Below are 25,148 nucleotides of genomic sequence, written 5' to 3'. Positions count from 1 at the left end.
ACAGCGACCGGCTTCCGCTCCTGACGGGAAGCTCATGACGACGCATCACCTCACTGTGACCCGCCGTCCGATGACCCCTCAAAGCCGACCCTCACAGAAGAGGCCCGCCCGACACTCGCCGACGGCAGCCGGCATCCACTCAGGTCCGACGCCAGATACAGCCGTCGCCGCCCACGGTGATCGACGAAATCTTCTCATCGGCCTCCTCGACAGGATCGAGGAATGGATTCATGAAGCGGGCCGGAAGGTCGCGGGATTCTTCGAGGGCGTCGGCGACGACATCGATGGCTTCGTCAGAAGCCTCTGACCCGTAGCGCGGCAGCCATCCGGCCCAGGGCGCCTCGGTCCCGCAGGGCTGACGCCGAGCCTGGCCTGGCAATGGTGACGGCTCGGTACCTGCGAAGCTGCTGTCAGGTGCCCATGGGCATCTGACGGAGGCTTCGCCACGATATGGCTCCGTGCACAGGCTGCCGCCGACCGCTGGACCTGGCTCGTCATTGCGCTGCAAGTTGCACAAACACCGAGCTCAGGAGCCGTCCTGCCGGGTCGACGCGACGATGCGCCGGTAGTCGTCCCGGTCGCGCGGGATGCGGGGCTCCTCCAAGTCGCGGACTGCGACCGGATCGCCGGTGCGCCCGATCACCGCTCCCATGAGGTTCTCCCAGGCGAGCCCTTCGGCGTAGAAGTCGATCCCGTACTGCGCGACGATCTTCGGCTCCCCGTCGACCTCCATCGCCCAGTACTGGCGCTCGTAGGCAATGTAGTTGTCCTCCTCGCCGCCACCGACATCGGCCGCGAAGCAGGTGCCCCACCCGGGCACGTCATACTCCACGACCAGGTACACCGGACGGCGTACCGGCGTCGACGCCTTCCCCGCGATCTCGGCCAGTTCCTCGGCCGGCAGCCGCCGAGGACGCATGAACGGGGACGTCATGCTGGTGCCGGGTGAGGAGTACATGAAGCTCTCCGTACGCACGACCCGTTGTTCGAGCTGATCGTCCGGCTCCGTGAGGTTGGCGACGTCCTGCTCGTACACCGCGGTGAGGAATTCCTGGAAGAAGGTCACGGCCTCGTCGATGTTCACGTCAGCTCTCACTCTTTCTCACGAAGAGCCACGCGTCGGCTCCGACCGGAGGTGGGCTGTAATTCTTGCTCTTGCCGTTGGCTTTCAGAACGTACTCGTACTTCGTCTGCTCTGCCCTCCGGATCGGAGGATTGGAGACCTTCTGCAGGAGATCCACGAACCGTTGCTGCGCCTCCGGATCAGACGCTGTGTACCACGGCAGACTCGTGACCCGGGCCTTGAGAATGTCGCCGACCAGAATTCCGAACGTGATGGTGACCGTGAGGTCCATGGACACGTCGCCCACGTCCACCCCGTTCAGCAAGGCGAACGTCCGGATGTTGGCTTCGATCGATCTCTCCGCCGCGCCCTGGATCTGCTTGTTGTAATGGTCGCTTGTCGACACCAGGTTCAGGCCCTCCCGGAACCCGGATCCCCCGAACATGTCGGCGACGCCGTGTGCCCGGTTGAGTTCCTCGCCCTCCACGAAGCCGGCCGGAGTCTGCGTGATGCCTCGCGGAGCGCCACTGGGCTTCAGATTCAGGTCGTGGCCCGTCACGGTGAGCGACTCCGAGCGGTCTTTGCCCTTCTCGACCACGGTGAAGTTCTTGCCGGCGCGCGTCGTGTACGTGGTGGTGGTCGTGTCGCCCTCGGTGACGGAGTTGATCTTCTCCGGGAAGTAGTCCGAGTGTTCCTTCTGCCGCAGGCTCGGCAGGTCGAACTGTCCGTAGGGCGAGACGCCGACCTTGTAACTGCCCGGCCCGAGCTGGTTGATGCCCGCCTGCAGACTCGTCCGGAGCGCCTCGTCGGTGATCTCCGGCAGTCGGCTCGCGGCCAGCCTCTTCAGTTCCGCCGGAACGGGTGACCCGAGGGCCTGGAGGAACGCCTTCCGCTGGGGCTTCTGAGTGCCGAACACATGGCTGTAGAAATCGTTCGCGTCCGCCGTCTTCCGGTTTCCCTTGAAGTAGTCGAGCAGCGGCTGGACGAAACCGTCCGTCTGAGTGAGCGCCCGTGCGTCGCTGTCCGTGCCCTTGAGGTCGGCCAACGAGAACAGGGGAGGCGAGCTCGGCAGGGGTCCGGTTCGGACCTTGCTGATGTATGTGTTCCACCAGTACGGGTGCACCTGCTCGATGAGCGTGTTGTTGTGCTTGTCGCGCATCGCCGCCTTGATCTCGTCGCGTGTCTGCTTCTCGTCGCGGAGGGCGTGCTGCGGGGTCCGGGCCGTCTGGACGTGCACCACCTCGCCCTGTGGTGTCTTGGAATCCACGACCAGATGGAGCGGGACATCGTGCTTGCGTTCCACGGCGCGGACGCCGGTCGCCGCTGCCTCGTGGGAGCCGGCCCTGGCGAGTGCCTGGTCCGCATCTGCAAGCGCGGCTGCTTCGTTCTTGCTGCCCTTGCCCTTCGACTTGTCCTTGTCCTTACCGGTGAACTTGTCCTTTACCTTCTTGCCGGCCGCCTTGAGCTTGGCCCAGATGGCCTTGCCCAGCTTGACGATCTTCCCGACGATCCAGTCGACGGCCTTCATCACCGGCTTCGATAGTGCTTGGAAGAAGGACTTGACCTTGCTGGCGACGCCGCCGATGCCCAGGATGGCGGCGAGCGCGCCGATCAACACCGGGATCGACTTGGCGAGCGCTCCTTCGATCAATGCGGGTACGCCGCCCGCGCCGCCGCCCGCGATGGCGATCACCGCGTCCAGCACCGCGTTGACGAATTCGATGATCTGGGCGCCGCGTTCGATGATGAAGGTGACGATGTCGATGATCATCTTGCAGGCCTTGATGAACGCACTGGCCGGGTTGAGCAGCGAGACGATCCACGTGATGCCGGCGATGAGCACGGTCGGTATCAGATACTCGGAGATCTTTCCGAGCAGGTTCTCCTTCAGATCACCGACCTGCTCCTTGATCTCCTCGGTGACACCCGCGACACCCTCCGACTGCAGTTTCGCGACGACCGGGACCCCGGCTTCCACGGCGCCCATCGCCTGCTCGGGAATTCCCTTCTTGATGATCCGCCCACGGATCGCGTTCCAGGTCAGACCCAACAGCGAGGCGATCATCGTCAGAATGCCGCGCAGGTCGAATTTCGACGGCACCTGCAACCCGGCACCGCTCATCGCGCCCAGGAGCCAACCGATCAGGCCCTTCTTCAGGTGGGTGCCGATGTTGGACATGAACGCCTTCAGACCGACACCGAGCGCGGAGACCAGGTTGCCGAGGAACCCGATCGGGTCCTTCAGGATCGCCATCACCGCCTGGGCGGCTTTGGCGAGCACCCCGAGCAGGAGATCCTTGAGCTTGAGGATGGTGTCGATGACGCCCTTGACCGCATCCACGGCCTTGGCGACCAGGCCTTTGTTCTTCTCCTTCTCCGCCTCGATCTCAGCGTCGACCGACTTGAGCGCCTCGTTGTACTTCGACGCCAGCGTCTCCACCAGCTCTTGACCCTTGGAGTCGACCTTCTCGGTCAGCTCATCAAACTTTCCGGAGAACTCCCCGGCTGCTTCTTTGCCGATGGCTTGCAGGTCGGCGGGGAGTTTCTGGATCTCGGCCTGCAGCTGCTGCCGTCCGGTGGCGATGCGCTGTTTGGCTTTGTTGAGTTCGGCGCCGATGACGTCGGCGACATTCGAGATGACGCCTTGCATGCGGTTGACGTAGCCCTGCCGGGCGGTGACGAAGATCTGGTTGGCTTCCTCGGGCAGGCCGGCGAACTTGTCCTTGACCCATCGCATCTTGCCGGTGAACCCGGAATAGCGTTTGTCCTTGTACTCGTCCATCCGCCGTTTGTGCTCGGCGGCGAACGCGTCCCGGGCCGCTTTCTCCCCGGCGCTGAAGGAGTCATCGACCTTCTTGTCCAGCCCGGTCAGGATGCCCTCGACGTCTTTCTGAGTGGCGTCGAAGACCACCTGCAGTTTCGCGGTGACCTGGGCGCGCTTCGATTCGTCCCTGCCCTGGGCGCCTTGCTGGCCTTGACCGACAGCGGTGTTGGCGGCTTGCTTCTGTCCGCGCATCGCCTCTATCGAGGTCGCCGCGCTCGCCTGCGCGCCGGCTTTGGCGTCGGTCAGCGTCCGGTTCTCGGCGGCCCGGACCTGGCCGGGCGCGGTGGCGGCGTGTTCCTCACCGGCCTTCTTCTCTTTGAGCGCGCCGGTGAACTCGGGCTCGTTGGACTTGACGAGTTGGTCCTCGGTCACCTGGGCGTCGGCCATCTGCTGGTCGACCTGCTTCGGCCCCTCGGAGAAGTCGGTCGCACTCGCCGCGGCCTTGTCGGGGACAGCGTTGGCGGGATTCGGGGTGCCTGGACTGCCGGGTGCGGGCTCCTGGGCGAGGGGGACGACCTGTTTCTCTTTCGCCTGCGAGGTGTCGGGGCCGGCCTTGGTGGTGGTCTCGATCTGCTTGGCCGACTGCTCCTTGCCCTGCCCGACCTGGCCCTGCACTTGTCCTTTGACCGCGTCGGCCTTGCCCGAGTCGGCGAAGTTGTCCGCCTCGTCAAGGTTCTTCGGCGCCTGCGCCGAGATCGCCTTGTTCACGGCGGCGATGAACGCCGCCTTGTCGAACGTGCCGGGCTGGGCCGCGTGCATCTTCTCCGCGTTCGCGGCCTTGCCCTGCGCCTGCTTGTCATCGGCGGGAGGCTTCGCGGCGGCTTGGGCGGCGTTGGACTTCGACGCGGCAGGCGGGTGAGCAGAGAGCGTCTTCTGCTTGCCCTTGACGTCGGACTTGAGGGCGGAGAACTTCGGCGAGGAGGCCGCGGGCGGCCGCGACAGCCGTTGCACCGGCATGGCAGCAGGCTGCGCACCCGCGGCGTCCTTGGCATCCGTGTCGTCGGTGGCCGGCGGACCCGGTGGCTCATCGGCGGCTGTGCGGCCACCGGCTCGACCCGGCGCCGACGGCGCCGTCACCGGGGCTTCCGCGGCCGGCGACTCGGCCTCGACGGTCGGCTCCGCGGCCGCCGGCGCATCCGATGTGCGTCGCTGCGCGATCATCCCGGCCAGGGCACGGTTGCCCGCGGTGGCCTGCAACCGCTGCGCCATGGCCGGGTTGAGCCACGACCCGGGCCGCGCCCGGGCCGGCGCATGCGCACCAGGAGCCTCCGTGCTTCGTGCGTCCTCCGTGGTGGCTCCGGAGCTGTGCCGATGCTGCTCCACCTCGGTCGGGGAACTCTTGGTCGCCTTGCTGTCCATAGTCGTGTCCCGCGCTGCCGGTGCCCGAACATCCAGCATGAGGAAGGGGCCACATCTTCATCACCGCCGCCCAGGACCAGATGAAGGGAATCGGATACCGCCCTTTAGGGCACATCCGTCGCGTACGGGGAAAAGCAGTGAGCGCAGGGGTTCCTGGCAGAGAGGGCGGCCGGCCGGGTGGGTCAGTGATCGGTCGTGGTGGGCGCGATCTGCTGCATGAGGCTGATCATGTCCGGGGCGACCCACTCTTCGGCGATCTTGTCGCCTTCGATGCGGTAGACCTCGACGCTGCGGTAGGCGACCGTCCGGCCGGTCGCCTCGAACTGCTGGAACGCTCCCAGGTGGGTTCCCCGGAAGTTGACCAGCACCGCGACCTTGTCGCAGGCGCCGAAGATGTCCTGGACGTCGATCTTCAGGTCCGGGAAGGCGTCCAGCATGCCCTGGGTGCCGAAGCGCCAGATCTCCCGGCCGTGCAGGGGCTCGGCGCTGCCGGGGACGTTGGCGATGAAGTCCTCCGCCATCAGCTCCGTCGCCGCGTCGAGGTCGCCGCGCTCCACGCACCGGTACGCCGTGCGCAGCAGGGTCACGTTCCGGTCGGTGGCAGTGGTCATCTCGCTGTCCTTTCGGAGGTGGAGGACCCGGCACGGTGATCGCCCGGGGCCGATGTCCTTCAGTGAAGACCATGACGTCGCGGCAAGGTCAAAGGGATGGTTCGCGGCCGTCCGCCGGGGCCGGGGGCACCGGTCGTCGGGCGAGCGTCTGTGCTTGACCTTGCCGCAACGTCATGGTTTTCACTGGTCTCATGCGAATCGGCGAAGTCGCTGCGCTGGTCGGGGTCACCCCGCGGGCCGTGCGGCACTACCACCATCTCGGGCTGTTGCCCGAGCCCCTGCGGCGCAGCAACGGGTACCGCGACTACGGCGTCCGGGACGCCGTCCTGCTCGCCCGGATCCGGCGTCTGACCGAGCTCGGTGTCGGGCTCGACGAGGTACGGGATGTCCTCGCGGACACGGAAGGCCATGACCTGAGGGAGGTCTTGGAGGAGCTGGACGCCGACCTCGCACGGCAGGAGGCCCTCCTCCGGCAGCGACGGACGCGACTGGCCGAGCTGCTGGCCCAGGCGCAGGCCGGATCTCTGCTCCCCGAGGGGCCGGTGTCGCCTGAGCTCTCCGGCCTGCTGGCCGCTCTCGGCGACCCCGGTGACTCGCCGATGGCCGTGAAGGACCGCGAGCACCTGGCGTTCCTCGACGCCGCGACCCCCAAGGAGAGGAGGGTTTCGCTGATGGCGGCGTTGCAGGAGATGCGAGAGCACGCCGGACAGGTCTACAGCCTCCTGGACGGCCTCGCCGGCCAGAAGCCGGACGGCCCTCACGTGGCCCGAGCCGCCTCAGCGCTCGCGGCCCTGCTGCCCGACGGCCTGGCGGCTCACGTTCCCGACACAGACGCCCACGGCCTGGCCGAGGCCCTGTACGAGGACCTGGCCCCGGCACAGGCGGCGGCCGTCCACCGCGCGCTCGAACTCGTCAAGCGCCGACAGGAAGGACCGGCATGACCTCCACGCCCCCGGTGGCCCGGCCGCAACCCGCCGCCCCCGCCCCACAGGAGCACGCACGATCCGGGCCCTCATCCGTGGCGGCGCGGTTCCTCTCGCACGAGCGCCGGGTCCTGGAAAGCCTGATGCGGTGGGTCACCCGCCGGCCACACGGCGTCGAGGGAGCCGACGCGGTCTTCACCCACGGCCGGGACCAGGCCATCACCATGTACGGCCTCACCTTCGCCTGTGTGGTCGAGACCGTCGCCCTGTCCTACCTCCTCGCCGACCGACCCGTCATCCACACCGCCCTGCTGGTCGTGGACGTCTACACGGTCCTGTTCGTCCTCGGCCTGCACGCCGCCTCCCGCACCCGGCCGCATGTCCTCGCCGGCCGCGGCCTGCGCATCCGGCAGGCCGCCAACATCGACATCCATCTCCCCCTCGACCGGATCGCCTCCATCCGCCGCGAGACACGCTTCACCCACGAGAAGAAGGACGGCGAACTGAACCTCCCCGTCGGATCACAGACCTCCATCACCCTCCAACTCGCCGAACCGGTCGACGCACCCACGTTCCTCGGCGCGACCCGCCTCGTCACAGTGATCAGGCTCCACGCCGACGACCCGAAAGCCCTCTACGACGCCGTCACACAAGCACGAACCACTCCCGAACCCACCCCGGAAACAGCACCGCAGCCCTGACATGGAACCGTGAGGGAAGTCGCCACAGGGCCTTGCCCATCCACCAGCCGCCGGCCGAGGCGACGACGTGGTCGACGCGGCTGTGTTCCTCGACGATCAGCGTGGCGAGTTCGTCCGCCTCGTCGAAGGCGCCGTAACCGGCCGCGATCGTCTTGAGGTTGCTCCCGAGTTCGGGGCCGATCAGCTTGGTCAGCGCGTCCAGGCGGGACTGGCTGCGGCTGGGGACGACGACGCCTTGGTCAGGGAGACCAGCCGGATCCTCGCCTTCGGTGTCGGTCACCGAGCATCGCCAGCAGAAAGCGCAGGTCGCCGCGCTCGCGCAGATAGTCGTCGGGGCCGCCGAAGGTCATGACGAAGAAGTCCGCGATGTGTCCGGCGTGGTCGTCCGGGCCGGCGAGCCAGGCCAGGAACGCGCCGACTTCCTCGCCCTGCAGGGGCGAGCCGGGGCGGGTGCCGTTCGGGCCGAGGCAGTCCCACATCACCATGTCGTCGACCCGCGGGTCGCCGCCGGTCTCGTCGGCGACGGCGAGGACGAGACGGTTCTGCGCGGCCGTCGCCGCGGCGATGGGGCCGGTGGAGGAGTGCACGCCGTCGGTGAAGCCGACGGGACCGTTGACGGTCGTGAACGAGCCGCCCGCCTTCAGCACGGGCACCAGCGCCTCGGCGATCACGAAGTGCGGGTACACCGTGGACTCGATCACCTCGCGGAACGCGCCGAATCCCCCGGACAGGACCGGCGGCACCTGGTGCCGGCTCGCGACTGTGGACACCACGGCGTCCAGGCCGCCGAAGGTCCGCGCCTTCGCCTGCTCGGCGATCTCCCGGGCCTCCTCGGGGGTGCCGATGTCGCCCGGGAGCCCGGTCAGCCGGTCCCGGAGCTCCGGGTCGAGTCGGGAGCGCAGACGGTCGAACTCGGCCTTGTCACGGGTCGGCACGAGCACGTCGGCGCCTGCGCGCAGCAGCGCGTCGACGGCGAGGAATCCGACGTTGCCGGTGCCGCCGGCGACGAGCGCGGTGGCTCCGTCGAGTGCGCCACGCTCTCTTCCCGCCCTACGCCAGGGCTGCACGCACCCCCGGCACGACCTCCAGCGCGAACAGGGTCAGCTGGCGCAGATGGTCGGCGTCGGGCCAGTAGACGAAGCCGTTCATCCCGTACTCCCGCACGAGGGAGACGAGCTGGTCGACCCACTGCCGCACATCGCCCCGGAACGGCGCGTCCGACTCGACAGGGCTGATCAGCCCGTTGAGGTTGTAGACCTTGCGCAAGGACGCGGGGTCCCGGCCGGCGTCCTGTGCGCCCGCGTCGAGCCGCGCGACGGCGTCCTTGAGCCGGTCGAGGCCGAGGAAGCCGTACGAGGGCATCCAGCCGTCCGCCTTGCGGCCGGTGAGCGCCAGCATGCGGGGGCCGTAGGCGCCGAGCCAGATGCCGAGGCCCGAGGAGGGGGCGGGCCCCGGGTGGACGCCGGAGATCGAGTAGTGCTCGCCCTTGAAGCGCACCGAGCGCTCGCCGCTCCACATCAGCCGGGTGATGTCGATGGCCTCGTCGAGCGCCGCCACGGCCTCCTTGGGCTCGCGGCGCGGTCCGCCCATGGCCTCGATCGCGTCCCAGAAGGCTCCGGTGCCGAGGCCGAGCTGGATCCGCCCGGGGGCGAGGACGTCGAGGCTGGCTGCGGACTTCGCGAGCATCGCGGGCGGGCGCAGCGGGAGGTTCGCGACCGTGGGCACGAAGGTGACGCTCCGGGTGGCTCCCGCGAGATAGCTGATCAGCGTCCAGGCGTCGTAGAACCTGGGCTGGTACGGGTGATCCTGGACGGTGACGAGGTCGAGGCCGGCCTTCTCGACCTGCTGGGCGATCCGGAGGGGCTGCCCCGGGTCCTCCCAGACGGGGTCGACGTTGGCTCCGAAGAGCACGGGAAGTGTCATGGGGGACTCCGCTCACTCGACCATCACCGCTTACTCCAAAAGAGTATCCACTTCCAGCTCATCTCTCGACGCGACAGCGCCGAAATCCCCCCACCTTCGCCTGGACGGCGCGCAAAGTGCATCCCATAGCCTTGGCTGGCCTGGAATGGCCGAAGCCGGGACGGTGCCCGTCTCCCCCGGTCGCGGGAGAGACGGGCACCGTTGTCTTCACCGGGGTGTCAGTCGGCCTCGGTCGAGACAAAATCGGGTGCGGTCATGAGCATCTCCAAGAACGTGTTCGCCCCAGGGGTGAGCCGGAGCCGTGGGCGGCCCTCATGTCGTCCGCGTGCCGAACAGTTCGCCGAAACGGCCCGTCAACAGGTCCGCGCCCTTGTACTGGGCGGCGACGTCGGCGCCGAGGACGCCCTGACCGGGGAGTTGGGCCGCTCCCCCGGTCGGGCCGAGCGGCAGGAGGATGGCGGCGGGACCCGGCCGGTAGGTGGCGAGCCCCTCGGAGTCCTCGCCCTTGATGAGCGCCTTGATGTTGTCGGCGACCACCTGCGCGTGCCGCGAGGCCGTGCCGGCGCGCTTGGACTCGGAGATGTCGGTGATGTCGCCGAGGGCGAAGACCGTGTCCTGTCCCTCGACCTGGAGGGTGTCGGTGACGGCGACCTCGCCGTTCGCCCGGCGTACGTCCGCGAGGGCACCGGCGAGGTAGTCGGTGTGGGGAACGACGCCGAAGCAGCGGAACCAGATGTCGGCCGTGATGTCGACGTCGGCGGTGGTGCTGACGTGGAAGGTGCCGCGCTCGCCGGGCACGGTGGGCGGGTTCTCCTTCAGGGGCTCGCCGAGGACGAGCTGGACGTCGAGTTCGGCGAGCTGGCGGCGGATCTCCTCGCGCAGCTCGGGCTCGTACTCGCTGAGGATGTCGGCCACCGGGTCGACGACGACGACCTTCTTCTCGGGCCATACGGCCTTGATCTCACCGGCGAACTCGAGACCGACCGGTCCGGCCCCGAGCAGCAGCACATGCTCGGCCGCCAGGAGGTCGGCGTGTGCCGCCTTGTACTTCTGCTGGGCCGCGGCGGTGTCGTCGAGGTCGCTCTTGGCGGGGAAGGGGTAGCCGGAGCCGCTGGCCAGCACGATGTAGTCGGCGGCGAGTTCCTCGCCCGAGGCCAGGGTCACCCGGCCCGGTTCGACCCGTACCGCGCGGTCGCGCACCACGCGCCCGTTGGTGAGCAGCTTGTCGTAGGGGAAGAAGACCTTGGGCAGGAACTCCGGGTCGACCACGGCGCGCAGGGCGCCGACGGCGTGGAAGAACGCGTCCTTGGGGTCGACGAGGACGACGTCGGCGACGCCGTCCAGGGCCTTGGCCGCGGCGCTTCCGCCGTAACCGCCGCCGATGACCACTACGGTCGGGGACATCTGTGCTCCTTCAAGTCGTGTCTATGGCAAGTCGGGTCTATGGCAAGTCGGGTGTACGGCAAGTCGGGTGTATGACTTGCGTGTTGTCACGGCGCCGTCAGCAGGCCGTGCATCTCGCCCGACTGATAGCGCTCGACGGCTTCGGTTACGCGGGTACGGCTGGAGAGACAGAACCCGCCGTACATGTACGCGGGGGTGCGCAGTGGCCTGCCCGCCCCGAACAGGAACTGCGCGCCCCGCTCGCCGGCCGCCAACTCCACTGCGCCCGTGCCGGGTTCGAAGACTGCGAGGCCGGCCGGCCCCAGTTCGCCGCGGCTTGCGGGGGTGGCGATGCGGCCGTCGCCCTCGACCGTCATCACGAAGCCGCGGAACTCGGGGTCGACGGGGATCTCGACGCGGGCTCCGGGTGCCAGGATCAGGTCGTAGACGTGGGATCCGGCAGCCTCGCGCACCGGCGAGCGCAGGCCGAACGCCTCGCCCGCGACCACGCGGACCCTCACGCCCTCGGCGAGTTCGCCCGAGGGCAGTTCCTGCGGGGTGAAGTGCATGCCGTACGGGTCGTTCTGCTCGTCGGTCTCGGGCAGTCGTACGAAGATCTGCGCGCCGTGTCCGAGCCGGCCGACCTCCTCCACGACCTCGTCGTGCACGATGCCCGAGCCCGCGACGGTCCAGTGCACTCCGCCCGGTTCGATCAGGCTCTTGTCGCCGAGGCTGTCCCGGTTGTGGAACCGGGTGGTGGAGTCGTCGAACAGGTAGGTGACCGCGGAGAAGCCGGCGTGCGGGTGCGGTGAGAAGACCGGTCCGGTCATCCGGAAGAGGTCCGTGTTGAGGAAGGGGTCGAGGTCGACCGCGAAGCGGGCGCCGCGGGCCGAGAACAGCGTTCCCCGCTCGTGGGTCTCGATCTCCATGACGGTGGACAGGACGCGGGGTCCGGCTCCGTTCATACGGTGTGCTCCTGCTTCTTCGCGTTGATGGCGAACAGCGTGATCAGCAGGCCGCCGACGAAGAGGAATCCCGCGACGGTGAAGGCCGTGGTGTAGCCGTGGGTCAGGGCCTCACCGGCCTTGGCGACCGTGGCGAAGTCCTTGATGGCGACAGCGCGGCAGAAGGTGCCGGCCGCCTCCGCGAGACGGTCGTTCGCCGCCGAGGTCGAGATCGTGGTGAGCACGGCCAGGCCGAGCGCACCGCCGACCTGCTGCGCGGTGTTGAGCAGTGCGGAGGCGATGCCGGAGTCCTGGTCGCGCACGCCGCTGACCGCGCCGAGCGTCATCGGCACGAAGCTCATGCCGAGGCCGAGCGCGGTGACGAACATGGCGGGCATCAGATGGGTGACGTAGGAGGCGCCCGGCTCCAGGGTGCTGAACCAGAACATCCCGCCCGCGCCGATGACCAGTCCGGGGCCGGCGATCTGCCGGGGCGCGAGGCGGGCGACGAGCTTGGAGCTGATGCCGGCGGCGATGCCCATGCCGAAGCTGAACGGGAGGTAGGCGAACCCGGTCTTGACCGGGCTGTAGCCGAGGATCTGCTGCATGTAGAGCGTCAGGAAGTAGAAGGTGGCGAACATGCCGGCGCCCAGGAACAGCATGGTCGCGTACGAGCCTGCGCGGTTGCGGTCCTTGAACAGGCGCAGCGGCAGCATCGGGTGCGTGGTGCGCATCTGGAGGACGAGGAAGAGCGCCAGCAGGACGACGGCCACACCGAAGGAGGCCAGGGTCAGGGCGTCGGTCCAGCCGTCCTGACCGCCGCGCGTGATGCCGTAGACGAGCGAGATCAGGCCGCCGGTGCCGGTGATCGCGCCGGGCACGTCGAGGCGTCCGGTGTTGCGCTCGCCCTCGGAGAGCACCTTCGTCCCGGCGAGTACGACGATGCCGATGGGGATGTTCACGAAGAACACCCAGCGCCAGTCGAGGTAGTCGGTCAGGACGCCGCCGAGGAGGAGTCCGACCGTGGAGCCGAGGCCGGCCATGGCCGCGTACACGCCCATCGCCCTGTTGCGGGGCTTGCCCTCGGGGAAGTTGGTGGCGATCAGCGAGAGTGCGGTGGGGGCGGCGATCGAGGCGCCGATGCCCTGCAGGATGCGGGCGCCGATCAGCAGTTCCTCGTTCGGGGCGAGGCCGCCGAGCACCGAGGCGAGCGTGAACACCGTGATGCCGATGCGGAACATGCGGCGGCGTCCGAAGAGGTCGCCGGCCCGGCCGCCGAGGAGGAGCAGTCCGCCGAAGGCGAGGGCGTAGGCGTTCACGATCCAGGCCAGGTTCGACGCCGAGACCTCGAGGTCGGTCTGGATGCTCGGCAGCGCGATGTTGGTGATCGTGCCGTCCAGGACGACCATCAGCTGCGCGGCGGCGATGACGACGAGGGCGAGGCCGAGGTGGCGCCCGTGGGGAGCCTCTCCCGGTTCTCCCGGCATTCCCGGTGGGGCGGATTCCGGTTCCGCGGGCGTGGTCGGGCTGTCGGAGGGCATGGCAGGACTCCTGGTTCGGCGGCAGGCCGGAAGCGGCACTCAAAAAAATATACAAGCGTTGAGATTTATTCCGCACGCCCCCACCCGATCAGGAACTCAGGAGGCCTTCTCCTCCTGGTTGACGATGAAGTCGGCCGGGATCTCCGGGCTCCAGACGGCCGGCGGGCAGTCCCAGTCCCCCGCCTTCCAGCTGTCCGTGATGCAGTCCATGTCGCTGGAGTACTCGATCCAGCTGCCCCACGGGTCCTGGATGTAGTGGAAGAAGTTGGAGCCGAGCGTGTGCCGGCCGAGTCCCCAGCCGTGGCTGTGACCGGCGGCTGCCATGGTCCGCGCACCCATCGCGATCTGGTCGATGTCGGCGACCTCCCAGGAGGAGTGGTGCAGGCCGGGGTGGGTGGCCGGCAGGAAGCCGAAGACGTGGTGGTCGCCGGGCCCGGAGTTCATGAAGGTCGCCTTGCCCCGGATGCGGTCCGACAGGCGCAGGCCCAGGGTGCGGGAGTAGTAGGCCTCGGACGCGTCCAGGTCCGTGCTGAAGATCAGCATGTGGCCCAGGCGCCGGGGGCGGGGCTTCTCGTCGGCGGCGAGCCAGCGCGCCTGGTCGACGCGGCGGATGCGGTCGCCGAAGTTGACCTCGCGGGCGTCCCTGGTGCCGAAGTCACGCCAGACGCCGGGCTGTTCGTCGCGCAGGTTCAGCAGGTTGCCCTCGTGGTCACGGAACCACAGTCCGCCGGGGAGCTGGGCGGGTGCGTCGAGCAGCCGCGCGCCGAGGCCCTCCAGATGGCGCTGCCACTCGGGCAGCGAGTCCGGCTCCACGGCGAACGCCACATGGTGCAGTCGCTTGACCGGCCCCTCCAGCAGGACCGCCTGGTCCTGCTCCCGGCCGTCGCAGCGGACCACGAGAGCGTTGTCCCGCTCGGCCGTCCGCAGCCCGAAGGTGTCGTAGAAGCTCTGGCCCGTATCCAGGGAGGGGACCTGGAGTCCGTAGCGCAGCAGGCCTTTGACACGCAGCATGGCAATCTCCTCACAGTTCCGGTGCGCCACGTCCCGGCGGCTCGCACCACTTCTAAGTGTGTACACCTTTTGGGGCAGGAGTCCAGCTCTCCACGGCTGCCGTTCCGAGATCCTCACCGCAGACCATGACGGTCGCCTGGCCCACATCGAGGGCCGCACGGCCCGGGGCGAGGTCGTCGATCACCCGGCGGGCGGTGCGCGCAAGATGTCTGGTGATCAGCTGCACGGCCTGGTCCGGGGCGCCCGCCATGACGGCCGCGAACAGGTCGTAATGCTCCTGCCGGCGCTGCGGGAACACCCCGGGATGGCGGTCCTGCAGCGTGCGCAGATAGCGCTCGCTGCGCTCGGCGTACGACGTGATCGTGCGCAGGACCGTGGGAGTGCAGCGGCACACGAGCATGCGGTGGAAGGCCCGGTGCGCCTCGTGCCACGCCATGGCGTCGCCCGTCTCCTCGGCGCGGTCCATGTCATGCAGGTGCGCCGAGGTCTCCTGCGCCTCCCGCCGGGTCAGGCGCCCGGCGGTGATCCGTACGCCCATGGCCTCCAGGGAGATCCGCGCGGCGTAGAGGCAGTCCAGATCGGCCACGTCCAGGCCCGTGACCCGGCCCCGGTGGTTGATGTCGGCGTCGATCAGCCCCTCTTCCTGGAGCATCCGGAACGCCTCGCGCAGCGGGGTGCGGCTGACGTCGAAGACCCGCGCCAGCTCGGCCTGTTTCAGCTCCGTGCCGGGCGGCAGGAGACCGTCCAGGATCAGCCGTCTCAGGCAGTCGTGGATCTCGACGCTGGTGCGCCGGGGATGGGAGATCACCGGCCGCGGCAGACCGCCGAACAGACCGAGCAGACCCTCCGTCGCATCCGCCGCGTTCATCTGGGTCACCCGCACCGACCGCCTCTCCACCGCATCCGGCTCCCCGGGGCCTGGTCACCACACCTCCCGCAGCTTACCCTTCCCGGCATAATGTGTATGCACTATGGTCCTGCTGCCGTTCACGCAGTCCCACAGAGCCGCCCGTTGGAGGAGAGCCATGCAGTCAGCTGACTGGTCGTTGGTGCAGTACCGCGCCGGAGACTCCGAGAAGACCGCCGTCGGTGTCCTGATCGACGGAAACGTGGTCGAAGGGCCCCCCGAGACGGGCGGTCTGACGCTCCTGGAGGTACTGCGCCGCTGGGACGCCATAGCGCCCGGGCTGCGCAACTGGACGCCGTGCGCGTCCGCGACCATCACCGATGCCCGGCTCGCCCCTCCCCTGACATACCCGGGCAAGGTGCTGTGCGCCGGTGCCAACTACTGGGACCACATCGCCGAGATGGGCATCGAGCGCCCCGATGCACTGGGCGAGCCGTTCTTCTTCCTCAAGCCCCCGACGACGACGGTGACAGGACCGGGCGATCCTGTGCCGCTGCCCGCCTACTCCGGCGCGCGTGTGGACTGGGAGGCCGAACTCGCCGTCGTCATCGGCAGGCCGGGCCGCAATCTCTCCGCCGACCAGGCGCCCGACCACGTGGCCGGCTATCTCGTGGCCAACGACATCTCCGCCCGGGACCGGCTCAAGTCCGCGCTGCCCGTCGCCGAGCCCTTCACCTTCGACTGGCTGGGGCACAAGGGGCAGGACGGTTTCTGCCCGCTCGGCCCGGGTCTCGTGCCCAGCTGGCAGGTGCCCGACCCGCAGAACCTGCGGATCCGGCTCAGTGTGAACGACGTGGTGAAGCAGGACTCCTCCACCGCGCAGATGATGGTGCCCGTACGGGAGGTGGTCGCCGCCGCGAGCCGCCTCACCCGGCTCGAAGCCGGAGACGTCATCCTCACCGGCACACCGGCGGGATGCGGGATCCCGCGCGGTGAGTTCCTCGCCGCCGGGGACGAGGTCGTCGTGGAGATCGAACGGATCGGCCGCCTGCACAACACGGTGGTGGCCACGGCGGTGCCGTCATGAACAGCGCACGGATGCGTACGGCGGCGAGGTCATGAACAGCAGCCCGGCCCGTGCGGTGGTGACGTCATGAACGACACGCTCGCCCCCACGGCGGTGGCCTGGCCCGAGCCACAGCCACTGCCGGTGCCGGTGCCCGAGTCCATGCGGGCCATGGTCTTCCGCCGCTTCGGCCCGCCGGACGTGCTGGAACAGGCCGTGTTCGACACCCCCCGGAAATCGCCGAGAGACGGCTGAGAGCCAGGCGCTTCAGTCGCCGGTCTTCTCCGAGTCCTCGGGGTCGATGAGGCCGCGGAGCACCGGCACCACCAGGCGCAGGATGTCCTCGGTGTCCGCCGCGGCCAGGTCCGGCATGCGCAGCAGATAGCGCTGGCTGGCGACGCCCATCATCATCGCGCCGCACAACGCCGCCCGCAGCCGGGCGTCGGGGCTGTCGACCATGGCGGCCACCGGCTCGACGGCCTGGGCGGTGATGTGGCCGCGCAGGAGTTCGGCGGCTTCCTCGCTGGTCATGCTGGCGCGCACCAGTACGGCCATGGGACTGTCCGGATCCGCGGCCCAGGCGCCGAGCATGCCGCGTACGAGGTTCTCGACGGTCTCGGCAGGGTCGTCGGTGGTCAGCTCGGCGACCGGGATGTCCCAGCGGACGGCCTCGCGGAACAGGCTGTCCTTGCTGCCGAAGTACTGGATGACAGAGGACTTGTCGACCTCGGCCTCGGCCGCGATGGCCCGGATCGTGGCGCGCTCGTAGCCGACTTCGGCGAACTTGCGCCGGGCCGCCTCCAGAATGCGCTGCCGGGTGCGCTCGCCCTTGCGCGGACAGTCGGCCTCGGTCCCGTGCTTGCGGGGCCTGCCTCGGCCGGAAGCCGTCGGCTGCGGCACTTGTTCTGTGACATCGGCGGCGGACACTCTCCAGCCCCTTTCCTCACTCGCTCGTTCCGATGCTACGGCGAGGAGGTACCGCTGCTACGAGGCGGAGTGTCAGGCCTGTCCGCCGCCGGCGATCTTGAGGGCCGAGCGCGTGGTGACGGGCTCGTATTCCGGGGCGACATCGGCCAGCACGCTCAGCGCGGTGCGCGCCAGGTGACCGGCGATCACCCTGGCGGCCGCGCCCTCGTCGCCCGCCCTCAGTGCCGCCAGCAGCGCCTCGTGCTCCTTGTGCGCCCGCGCGCGGGACCCCGGTACGCCCAGCTGGGCGAAACGGATGTAGCGCTCGCTGTGCTCGGCGTGCGAGGAGAGCGTGCGCCGCAGCTGCGCCCCGACCGCCTGGGTGGCCACACCGTGGAACTCGCGGTGCGCGGCGTACCACTCGTCCGGCTTCTCCTCGTCGGCGAGGTCCTTCATACGCTCCAGCAGTTCGCTCATGCGATCGAGGTCCTCGCCGGTGAGCGTCTTCGCCGTCGTGGTCACGGCCAGGGTCTCCAGCATGATGCGGGCCCCGTACACCCCGTCCAGGTCCTCGGGGTCCACCGCGCGTACGCGAGCCCGCTGGTCGGGCCGGGCGTCGATGAGGCCTTCCTCCTGGAGAAGCCGGAAGGCCTCGCGCATCGGAGTGCGGCTGACGCCCAGTTTGCGGGCCATCTCCGCCTGGAGCAGTGCCGAGCCCGGCGGCAGTTCACCGCTGAGGATCATCGCCCGAAGCCGGCCGTGCACGTCGAGAGCCATTCGACGTCCGCCGGTGGCCGCCGCGGGACTCGCGCCAGGCGTGGGAGCGCCGTCGACCACGCTCACGGAGCCGCCCGGTTCCCGCTCTTCCGACGATTCGCTCGATTCGCTCGTATTCCTGCTCACGCCGGGAGTGTACCCAAGAGGTGTATCCAATAAGGGCGTGAAAAGGCCCGGACCGGGCCATGACCCGCCGACAGGCCATCGCCCGGGCCCGGGCGGTTCTGAGACTGTATCCACCTTCCGTTACGCCGAGAAGTCAGGCGAAGAGCGGAGCGAGGTCGAAGTAGACACGGAAGTCGTCGATGAGGCCGGTCTCGTCGACGTGCCAGATGGTGACGGCCGGGATGGTGACGGTGTCTCCGGCCAAGCGGTAGTAGTCGACGATCTCCTCGATGATGCTGTCGGCACCGCTGTGCCACTCACGGACGACCGTGTGGCGCAGCCCCTTGATGGTGCCGAAGAAGCCACCGACTCCGGCCTCTATTTCCTCGGGGCCGGTCATCGGCTCGTTGTTCCCGAAGCGCATGCGTCCCTGCGCGGCGAACAGTCGGCTGAAGCCGGCCGCGTCGGTCGCGTCGGTCGCGTCGGTCGCGTCGGTCGCGTCGGTCGCGTCGACCAGCGTGAACACCTTGGCGGCGAACTCTGTCTGCACGGCAGGCTCCTCAGGCCGAGATTCCGGTGGTGGCGCCGGCGACCCGGTCCCGTACGGCCGCGAGCGTCGTCCGCACCGCGTCGAGGTAGTCGGCCTCCATATGCCTGGCGAACTCCTTCTCCGCGGCACTGCCCGGCTCCACTCCGTCGAGGACGATGCGGAAGGAGAAGGCGAGGGTCAGCTCGCCGGTGTCGCCGAGGCCGATCTCGTTGTCGATCGTGCCCCTGGCCGTGCCGTGTGTCCGCACGAAGTGCACACGCTGCTTGGGGTAGAACGTGACGACCTCGCGCACCGGCTGCCCGGCATGTACGACCTCGCGCACCAGGCCGCCGTCGAACCGCTCGGTCACGGTGCACTTGCTCATGCCGGCGACGTACGCCAGCGGGTTCGCGGCCTTGTCCAACAGGCCTGCCCAGACGTCGTCCACCTGGAGCACCGGCTCCGTGCCGTCGTTCACAGAAAGAGTGCGGCTCACTTCGATCATGGTGTCCCTCCACGGAATTGAACTCCGCCGGCCGATTCGGTGAAGCGCCACCGAGGGCCCGCACCTCAAAGTGTGCACACTCTTGGTTCCGCAGTGAAGAAGGAGGACGATTTCTTCCGTGGTCAGCTCCGATGGTGAGCGTGAAAATGTATGCAGTTATACGACGCACTCACATGCCGAGGATCTTCGCCAGCTTCAGATGGGGCGTGGCCTCTTCCGGGCGCCCCAGGCGCTCCAGCGTGCGGCCGAGAAGCAGGTGCCCATACGCGTCACCCGCGTCGTGTTCGAGCAGCACTCGGAGTTCGGACTCGGCCCGGCGCAGGGCCGCCGAGTGGTAGTAGGCGCGGGCGAGCAGCAGCCGGGGGCCGTTCTGCTCGGGGTGCTCCTCGACCAGGCCGCCCAGAATGCGGGCGGCCGCGATGTAGTCACGGGCGTCGAAGAGCAGCTTCGCCCGCTCCCAGTCCTCGGCGGCCGACGATGCGGCGCCGTCCGCCCCGTCCAGGTTCCGCTCCATGTCCTGTTCTCCTTCTCGACCGACGGGAACCGGGGCCCCGGGCCCCGGCAGATGCTCTGGTTACTTGGTCGAGCGCGAGGTCTCCCCCGGCCCGCTGGTCGCCGTCACCTACCGGCTCACCGAGCGTGGCATGGGACTCGGCCCGGCCATGGACGCCCTACGAGTCCGGGCCGGCGCCCCCGTCGACGACCTGGGACGTCGGCGCGTGTGGTTGCTGTGGCGTGGTGGCGGGTCACCGCGGCGGGCCGAGGAGGATCTGTCCGTACTTCTCCGCCGCTTCGGCCAGTCTCTCGGGCGTGATGGCGAAGTCCTTGGGCCGGGGGGTGGCGACGTCACGGCCGGCCTGCTGGAACATGCCCTCTATGCCGCCGGGGGTGGTGATCATGAGGAGGTCGGCGGTGTCGGAGGTGATGCGGTAGCCGTGCGGGATGTTCCTGGGCAGGTAGACGATGCCGCCCTCGGACAGCTCCATCTGCTCGTCGCCGAGCCAGAGCAGCGCCTCGCCCTTGATGAGCATGAAGATCTCGTCCTCGCGGGTGTGCATGTGGAACGGCGGCGCCTCGCCCTTGGCCACGTCGAACCTTCCCACGGTGAGTTGGCCTTCCGTCGCCTTGCTGTCGAGGAGGACGGAGAACGTGCCGCCGTCCAGCCATTCGAGGGTCTGCTGCTGTTCGGGCTGGGCCAGGAAAGCCATGGACATGATCCGAATCCTTACTGTCTCGTACGGGGTGAAGTGGGTGATGGACCGACCGACACGTTCGGCTATGCCAAGAACGGGGCGAGCAGGGCGAGAAGGGCTTCGGGGTGCTCGTCGGGGATGTAGTGACCGCTGCCGGCGATCACCGCTTCCTCCACACCGGGCACGACGGGCTTCAGGGTCCGCGCCAGATAGCTCCCGACGCTGTGCTCGGCGCCGACGGCCAGGACGGGCATCGTCAGGACGCCGCCCGCCTCGCCCCAGGCCCGGTTGTCCCGCCCGTCCCGGAGCATGGTCCGGTAGTGCTCGAAGCCGCCGCGCAGGGCGTCCGGCCCGCTCAGGGACGCGGCGATGGTGTCGATCTCCTCGGGCGGGAAGGCTGCGGAGTTGGCGGCCATCTTCGCGAACCACCAGGTCAGGAAGGCCTTCTCATTGCCCCGGAACAGCAGTTCCGGCGCCTCGGGGGCCATGAAGAGACCGAAGTGGAAGAGGCCGCCCGACACCGGGTCCATGATCTCCTCCAGGCCGTAACCGGGGACGGCCAGATCCACCAGGGCCAGCTTGTGGACCTGTTCGGGGTACAGGCGGGCGTAGGAGAAGGCGACCATGCCGCCGATGTCGTGCCCGACCATGCGGACCGGGCCGGTCAGTCCCAGGACCTGGAGCAGCTCGTGCACGTCGCGTGCCTGGTTCTCCTTGTCGTAGCCGGCCTCCGTGACCGCCGAGCCACCCGTACCCCGCAGGTCGGGAGCCACGACGGTGTATCCCAGGTCGGCGAGGGGGCGCAGCATGTACCGCCACTCGCGCCAGGTCTGCGGCCAGCCGTGCAGCAGCACGAGGGGCTCGCCCGAACCGCCCACGACGCCGTGTATCAGCGTGCCGTTGACTTCTCGGACGACCTGGGTGAAGCCCTCGGGAAGATCGTCCGCGAAGGCCGGCCCGTTCGGGGCCGCGGCCCGGGCCGGGATCTGCGGAGTGGTGGTGTTCGTCATCTCTTCTCGTCCTCACCAGGATAAGCGATTATTTGGCCGACCAAGCTTTACGTCGTCAGCGTACGGGATCCTGCATCTATTCCCCACAGGCAGCTAACTTTGCCGGCCAACACAATGGCGACCAGGCTCGTCCGGGGTCGAGAACATCACCCGGGACCGCCGGCCGGCATCGCTCCGGTCACGCGCCCGAATCGCCCGAATCGACGGCCTCGCCGCTGTCCAGGGGGCGCAGCATCCGGAGAACCATGTCGACGGTGCGCTCCAGGGGGCGTTGTCGCGTCGTGACGGCGAAGAGGAGGGTGCGGGTCAGGACGGCGCCGAGGAGCATGTCGAAGACGTCGTCCGGGTCCACGGCGGGGTCGACGCTCCCGGGCGATGCGGCGCGCAGGATCTCCCGGAACTGCGGCCGTGCCGACACGCGCACGTACATCTCCGGCGGTCGGGGGCGCATCGACGCCTGGTGGTGCGCGAGTAGGCCGGCCGCGGCCGCCCGTGCCGCAGGCGCGTTGAAGGCCGCCAGGTAAGCACGGACGAATCGGCGGACATCGCGACGGAGATCTCCCGTCGGCTGGACGCTCAGTGGGCTGAGCCCGGGGAACGTAGCCTCCTCGATCAGCTCGATCCGTGACGGCCAGCGACGGTAGATGGCGGAGGCGTGCACGCCGGAGTGCTCCGCGACGGCCTGGATCGTCGTCGCGTCGAAGCCGCGCCTGACGAGCAGTTCACGCGTCGCCGCGAGAGCCCGTTCGTCGATGCTCGTGTCACGTGGACGTCCCTGGCGACGGCGAGACTCGGTCATGCCGGTCATCGTAGTGACCAGGGCCCCGATCCCTTATTTATAGGAGACGGTCTTCTATAAATCGTGAGGCGTCGCTACAGTCCCGTGACAGAGACGAGTCATGGGTTCACGAAGAGGAGAACCTGATGCGGGCTGCCGTACTGCGAGGCGGGACGGTCGAGGCGCGGACCCTCGACGATCCGGTACCCGGCCCGGGCCAACTCCTCGTCCGATCGCCGGCCTGCGGGATCTGTGCGTCGGACCTCCACTTCATGGATCATCCGGAGGCGGGGGCCGACGACGACAGCGGGATGTCGACGTACGACCAGGACGTCGACATCGTCATGGGACACGAGTACTGCGCCGAGGTGGTCGACCACGGCCCCCGCACCGAGCGGCGGATTCCCGTCGGCGCCCGGGTGAGTTCGTTGCCGGTGCCGTCCACCGCCGCCGGCCGCAGGATCATCGGGCAGAACCCGGAGTCCCCCGGCGGATTCGGCGAGTACCTCCTGTTGACCGAGGCCATCACCCGGGTCGTGGTCTCCGACTCCCCAGCGAGGTCGTCTGCGTCGCCGACGCGATCTCGGTGGGCTGGTCGACCGCGTCACGGGCCCAGGTCACGACCAAGGAGGTGGCGCTGGTCATGGGCTGCGGTGCGAGGCGGCCTCGACGTCGGGCCGATGCTCGGCAGAACCGTCGGGCTCGATGAGGTACCCGACGCGCTCGACTCCGCACGGGACGCGGGCGAGCCGGCCCGCATCATCGTCGTGCCCTGAACGGACCTGCCCTGACCGGACCTGCAACGGGCAGACCTGCCATGGGCAGACCGCGGAGCAGGCTTCCCGAGCAGACTGCAGAGAGGGCTCATATGACTGAGATCGACGAGCTGCGCGCCACCGTCGAGAAGCTGGCGGCACAGGTTCACACCCTTCAGGACCAGGTCGACATCATGCAGCTCGTCGCCCAGTACGGGCCCGCCGTCGACAGCGGCTCAGGCGAGGCCGCGGCGGCGCTCTGGACCGAGGACGGCGTCTTCGACGCCATCCCCCACCTGCGGATGGAGGGCCGGGACGACATCGTCGGCATGGTCCACGGCGCAGGCCACCAGAGCGTGATCGACAACGGTTGCGGCCACGTCCTGACCGTGCCGCACATCGTCGTCGACGGCGACCGGGCGACCGGCCGCAGCCACGCGCTGCACCTGCGCTGGGACGCCGGCGTCGGCCGCTTCTGGGTCTTCCAGGTCTCCGCGAACACCTGGCGCTGGGTGCGCACCGCGCGCGGCTGGCGCATCGCCGAGCGGGTCAACGCCAACCTCGACGGCACCCCCGCACCCCGCGCGATACTGACGCCGCCGGCGGGCGGTTGACGTCCATTGCGCCGACTGGAGGAGAAGTGAGGATCGGATTCATCGGGGCGGGCCGCATGGGTCGGCCGATAATCGACCGTCTCATGGCCGCGGGTCACGACGTCACTGTCCTCGTACGCCGTCCGCAGGACCACGCGGCCGCCGAGGCCGACGGGCTGACCTGGGCCGGGACAGTGGCCGAGACCGTCCGGACCGCCGACGCCGTGTTCGTCGTCGTCCTGACGGACGAGCAGGTGCGATCGGTGTGCCTGGGGCCGGACGGTGTCGTCGCGGCGATGAAGCCGGGGGCGACGCTCGTCCAGCACACCACCTCCGATCCGGCGACCGCCCGACTGCTCGTCGAGGCGGGAGCGGACCGCGGGATCAGGGTGCTCGACGCCGCGCTCTCCGGCGGCCCGCAGGACATCGCCGAGGGCAGGCTCACGCTGTGGGTCGGCGCGGACGAGACCGTTCTGGACGACGTACGTCCGCTGCTGGCGACGTACGCCTCGCCGGTCATCCGGGTCGGCCCGCCCGGCAACGGGCAGCGGGTCAAGCTGGTGAACAACGCGCTGTTCGTCGCACAGGTGGGCCTCGCCGTCGACGCGGTGCGCCTGGCCGGCGAGCTGGGGATCGAGGAGAAGACGATCCTCGATGCCGTGCAGCACGGCAGCGGCGCCAGCCGCGCCCTCGGCATCGTCGCCCGTGGTGGTTCGGTCGGGGCGGTGGCGGAGCGGCTGGCGGACCTGATGCTGAAGGACGTCACCGTGGTGCGCGAGGCAGCGCGGAGCGCGGGAGCGGACCTCGGGATCATCGGGGCGGTCCTGTCGTCGGACGCGGTCGAGACGAAGGTGCTCGAAAGGTGACGGCAACGGTGATGAGCGCATACGGCCCCTGGGGCATCGTCGCGGGCGGGTCCGACGGAGTCGGTGTCGCGTTCGCGCACGGGACGGCCTCCCGGGGCATCAACGTCGTGCTGGTGGCCCGTCGGGTCCCCGTACTGGAGGCGGCCGCGGACGACATACGGGCCCGATACGGCGTCGAGGTCCGAACGGTCGCGCTCGACCTCAGCGCCGCGGGCGCCCTGGCGGAACTCGAACGCGTCACCTCGGACCTGGAGGTGGGGCTCCTCGTGTACAACGCCGGTGCCGACAACCACAGCGTGGCGTTCCTCGACAAGGACCTCGACGCCCACCTGGAACTGGTCCACCGCAACTGCACCGCGGTGCTGGAGGCGGCCTACCGTTTCGGCGCCCCGATGGTGGCGCGGGGGCGAGGCGCCGTGGTGCTGGTGACCTCGGGCGCGGCCTGGGCCGGCGGTGCCACGCTCGCCGCCTACGGCGCCACCAAGGCGTTCGATCTCATCCTCGCGGAGAGCCTGTGGGCGGAGTGGCGGGGCAGCGGCGTCGACGTCCTCGGGCTCGTGCTCGGCAGGACCGACACCCCTTCCCACCGCCGGATGCGGGACGCGGGCGGCGAGTCGTACGGCGGCGAACTCGCCGACCCCTACGACGTCGCGGAACAGGCGCTCACCCACCTCGGCGACGGCCCCACCTGGATCCACGGCAGCGCGAACCCGACCGGCGGTTCGCCGTTCGGCGCGCTGAGCCGCCGCGACGCCGTGCTCGCGATGAGCCGGGGCGCGTCCGCGGGCAAGAAGGCGGGCGTCGAGCGCTGACGGATCTGAAGAAGCGGTCCCACCGGCCTCCGCGGCGGCGTCACGTCCGAGCCTTCGCCGCTCCGCCCCGCCGCCCATGTGCCACGAGACGTTGCCGGGCCGGCCTCTGGGCGCGCGCCCGCC

General features: G+C 69.2%; 28 protein-coding genes. 9 read left to right on the top strand and 19 right to left on the bottom strand.

Annotated features, from left to right (window positions below):
* The first annotated feature begins 34 nt into the window (after positions 1–34).
* Complete coding sequence (locus ABZ725_RS42490; RefSeq protein ID WP_358807720.1) at positions 35–307, top strand: hypothetical protein; 273 nt, start codon at positions 35–37, stop codon at positions 305–307.
* 219 nt (positions 308–526) lie between these two features.
* Here ABZ725_RS42490 and ABZ725_RS42485 read toward each other — a convergent pair whose 3' ends face one another.
* From ABZ725_RS42485 to ABZ725_RS42475, 3 genes are all read right to left on the bottom strand, one after another.
* A complete protein-coding gene (locus ABZ725_RS42485) occupies positions 527–1,084 on the bottom strand; it encodes a hypothetical protein (RefSeq protein ID WP_358807719.1) in 558 nt (185 codons plus the stop codon).
* Position 1,085: 1 nt separating this feature from the next.
* The gene (locus tag ABZ725_RS42480; protein ID WP_358807718.1) at positions 1,086–5,096 is read right to left on the bottom strand and encodes a hypothetical protein; all 4,011 of its coding nucleotides are present in this window, start codon (positions 5,094–5,096) and stop codon (positions 1,086–1,088) included.
* 332 nt (positions 5,097–5,428) lie between these two features.
* A complete protein-coding gene (locus ABZ725_RS42475) occupies positions 5,429–5,857 on the bottom strand; it encodes an ester cyclase (protein WP_358807717.1) in 429 nt (142 codons plus the stop codon).
* 191 nt (positions 5,858–6,048) lie between these two features.
* On the opposite strand from ABZ725_RS42475, the gene ABZ725_RS42470 reads away from it, so the two are divergent.
* Together ABZ725_RS42470 and ABZ725_RS42465 are read left to right on the top strand one after the other, a co-directional pair.
* Positions 6,049–6,798, top strand: a complete 750-nt coding sequence (locus ABZ725_RS42470; RefSeq protein ID WP_358807716.1) for a MerR family transcriptional regulator — start codon at positions 6,049–6,051, stop codon at positions 6,796–6,798.
* On the top strand, positions 6,795–7,481 hold the full coding sequence (locus ABZ725_RS42465; protein WP_358807715.1) for a hypothetical protein: 687 nt from the start codon (positions 6,795–6,797) through the stop codon (positions 7,479–7,481). Before ABZ725_RS42470 ends, ABZ725_RS42465 begins: the two co-directional genes overlap by 4 nt.
* Here ABZ725_RS42465 and ABZ725_RS42460 read toward each other — a convergent pair.
* The 8 genes from ABZ725_RS42460 to ABZ725_RS42425 all read right to left on the bottom strand — a co-directional run bounded on the left by ABZ725_RS42460 (position 7,426) and on the right by ABZ725_RS42425 (position 15,166).
* A complete protein-coding gene (locus ABZ725_RS42460; protein ID WP_358807714.1) occupies positions 7,426–7,761 on the bottom strand; it encodes a hypothetical protein in 336 nt (111 codons plus the stop codon). The genes ABZ725_RS42465 and ABZ725_RS42460 overlap by 56 nt on opposite strands.
* Positions 7,721–8,548, bottom strand: a complete 828-nt coding sequence (locus tag ABZ725_RS42455; protein WP_358807713.1) for an SDR family NAD(P)-dependent oxidoreductase — start codon at positions 8,546–8,548, stop codon at positions 7,721–7,723. The genes ABZ725_RS42460 and ABZ725_RS42455 overlap by 41 nt, the downstream gene beginning before the upstream one ends.
* Positions 8,532–9,404, bottom strand: a complete 873-nt coding sequence (locus tag ABZ725_RS42450) for an LLM class flavin-dependent oxidoreductase (protein ID WP_358807712.1) — start codon at positions 9,402–9,404, stop codon at positions 8,532–8,534. Before ABZ725_RS42450 ends, ABZ725_RS42455 begins: the two co-directional genes overlap by 17 nt.
* Before the next feature lie 312 nt (positions 9,405–9,716).
* The gene (locus ABZ725_RS42445) at positions 9,717–10,808 is read right to left on the bottom strand and encodes an FAD-dependent oxidoreductase (protein ID WP_358807711.1); all 1,092 of its coding nucleotides are present in this window, start codon (positions 10,806–10,808) and stop codon (positions 9,717–9,719) included.
* Positions 10,809–10,894: 86 nt separating this feature from the next.
* Complete coding sequence (locus tag ABZ725_RS42440; RefSeq protein WP_358807710.1) at positions 10,895–11,752, bottom strand: pirin-like C-terminal cupin domain-containing protein; 858 nt, start codon at positions 11,750–11,752, stop codon at positions 10,895–10,897.
* Complete coding sequence (locus ABZ725_RS42435) at positions 11,749–13,272, bottom strand: MFS transporter (protein ID WP_358807709.1); 1,524 nt, start codon at positions 13,270–13,272, stop codon at positions 11,749–11,751. Before ABZ725_RS42435 ends, ABZ725_RS42440 begins: the two co-directional genes overlap by 4 nt.
* A 96-nt stretch (positions 13,273–13,368) precedes the next feature.
* On the bottom strand, positions 13,369–14,283 hold the full coding sequence (locus ABZ725_RS42430; RefSeq protein WP_358807708.1) for a VOC family protein: 915 nt from the start codon (positions 14,281–14,283) through the stop codon (positions 13,369–13,371).
* 52 nt (positions 14,284–14,335) lie between these two features.
* Entirely contained in the window at positions 14,336–15,166 is an 831-nt protein-coding gene (locus ABZ725_RS42425) for a GntR family transcriptional regulator (RefSeq protein WP_358807707.1), read from the bottom strand.
* A 142-nt stretch (positions 15,167–15,308) separates the two neighbouring features.
* Between ABZ725_RS42425 and ABZ725_RS42420 the strand changes: the two genes are divergently transcribed.
* Together ABZ725_RS42420 and ABZ725_RS42415 are read left to right on the top strand one after the other, a co-directional pair.
* Complete coding sequence (locus ABZ725_RS42420; RefSeq protein ID WP_358807706.1) at positions 15,309–16,217, top strand: fumarylacetoacetate hydrolase family protein; 909 nt, start codon at positions 15,309–15,311, stop codon at positions 16,215–16,217.
* 66 nt (positions 16,218–16,283) lie between these two features.
* Positions 16,284–16,451: a hypothetical protein gene (locus tag ABZ725_RS42415; RefSeq protein WP_358807705.1), complete on the top strand. Its 168-nt coding sequence runs from the start codon at positions 16,284–16,286 to the stop codon at positions 16,449–16,451.
* Positions 16,452–16,463: 12 nt separating this feature from the next.
* On the opposite strand, the gene ABZ725_RS42410 is transcribed toward ABZ725_RS42415, so the two are convergent.
* The 8 genes from ABZ725_RS42410 to ABZ725_RS42375 all read right to left on the bottom strand — a co-directional run bounded on the left by ABZ725_RS42410 (position 16,464) and on the right by ABZ725_RS42375 (position 22,020).
* Positions 16,464–17,123, bottom strand: coding sequence for a TetR family transcriptional regulator (locus ABZ725_RS42410; protein ID WP_358807704.1), 660 nt, complete (start codon positions 17,121–17,123; stop codon positions 16,464–16,466).
* 72 nt (positions 17,124–17,195) lie between these two features.
* Positions 17,196–17,879, bottom strand: a complete 684-nt coding sequence (locus ABZ725_RS42405; RefSeq protein WP_358807703.1) for a GntR family transcriptional regulator — start codon at positions 17,877–17,879, stop codon at positions 17,196–17,198.
* A gap of 259 nt (positions 17,880–18,138) precedes the next feature.
* Positions 18,139–18,534, bottom strand: coding sequence for a nuclear transport factor 2 family protein (locus tag ABZ725_RS42400; RefSeq protein ID WP_358807702.1), 396 nt, complete (start codon positions 18,532–18,534; stop codon positions 18,139–18,141).
* Between the two features lie 10 nt (positions 18,535–18,544).
* Positions 18,545–19,018 carry an SRPBCC family protein gene (locus ABZ725_RS42395; RefSeq protein ID WP_358807701.1) on the bottom strand — a complete coding sequence of 158 codons (474 nt, stop codon included), beginning with the start codon at positions 19,016–19,018 and terminating at the stop codon, positions 18,545–18,547.
* A 169-nt stretch (positions 19,019–19,187) separates the two neighbouring features.
* A complete protein-coding gene (locus ABZ725_RS42390; protein WP_358807700.1) occupies positions 19,188–19,532 on the bottom strand; it encodes a tetratricopeptide repeat protein in 345 nt (114 codons plus the stop codon).
* 232 nt (positions 19,533–19,764) lie between these two features.
* Positions 19,765–20,232: a cupin domain-containing protein gene (locus ABZ725_RS42385; RefSeq protein WP_358807699.1), complete on the bottom strand. Its 468-nt coding sequence runs from the start codon at positions 20,230–20,232 to the stop codon at positions 19,765–19,767.
* A 62-nt stretch (positions 20,233–20,294) separates the two neighbouring features.
* Complete coding sequence (locus ABZ725_RS42380) at positions 20,295–21,221, bottom strand: alpha/beta hydrolase (protein WP_358807698.1); 927 nt, start codon at positions 21,219–21,221, stop codon at positions 20,295–20,297.
* Positions 21,222–21,399: 178 nt separating this feature from the next.
* Positions 21,400–22,020: a TetR/AcrR family transcriptional regulator gene (locus ABZ725_RS42375; RefSeq protein WP_358807697.1), complete on the bottom strand. Its 621-nt coding sequence runs from the start codon at positions 22,018–22,020 to the stop codon at positions 21,400–21,402.
* Positions 22,021–22,145: 125 nt separating this feature from the next.
* Here ABZ725_RS42375 and ABZ725_RS42370 point away from each other — a divergent pair, with 125 nt between their 5' ends.
* From ABZ725_RS42370 to ABZ725_RS42355, 4 genes are all read left to right on the top strand, one after another.
* Positions 22,146–22,775 (top strand): alcohol dehydrogenase catalytic domain-containing protein, encoded by a 630-nt coding sequence (locus ABZ725_RS42370; protein WP_358807696.1) that lies wholly within the window; start codon positions 22,146–22,148, stop codon positions 22,773–22,775.
* A 92-nt stretch (positions 22,776–22,867) separates the two neighbouring features.
* Positions 22,868–23,368, top strand: a complete 501-nt coding sequence (locus tag ABZ725_RS42365) for a nuclear transport factor 2 family protein (protein ID WP_358807695.1) — start codon at positions 22,868–22,870, stop codon at positions 23,366–23,368.
* 26 nt (positions 23,369–23,394) lie between these two features.
* Positions 23,395–24,213 (top strand): NAD(P)-dependent oxidoreductase, encoded by an 819-nt coding sequence (locus ABZ725_RS42360; protein WP_358807694.1) that lies wholly within the window; start codon positions 23,395–23,397, stop codon positions 24,211–24,213.
* Entirely contained in the window at positions 24,210–25,025 is an 816-nt protein-coding gene (locus tag ABZ725_RS42355; RefSeq protein WP_358807693.1) for an SDR family NAD(P)-dependent oxidoreductase, read from the top strand. The genes ABZ725_RS42360 and ABZ725_RS42355 overlap by 4 nt, the downstream gene beginning before the upstream one ends.
* The last annotated feature ends 123 nt before the right edge of the window (positions 25,026–25,148 follow it).

This window comes from Streptomyces sp. NPDC006872 (genome assembly GCF_040635845.1).
GTDB lineage: Bacteria > Actinomycetota > Actinomycetes > Streptomycetales > Streptomycetaceae > Streptomyces.
Note: the sequence above shows the minus strand (reverse complement) of the source record. Positions and strands in the feature narration are given on the sequence as shown.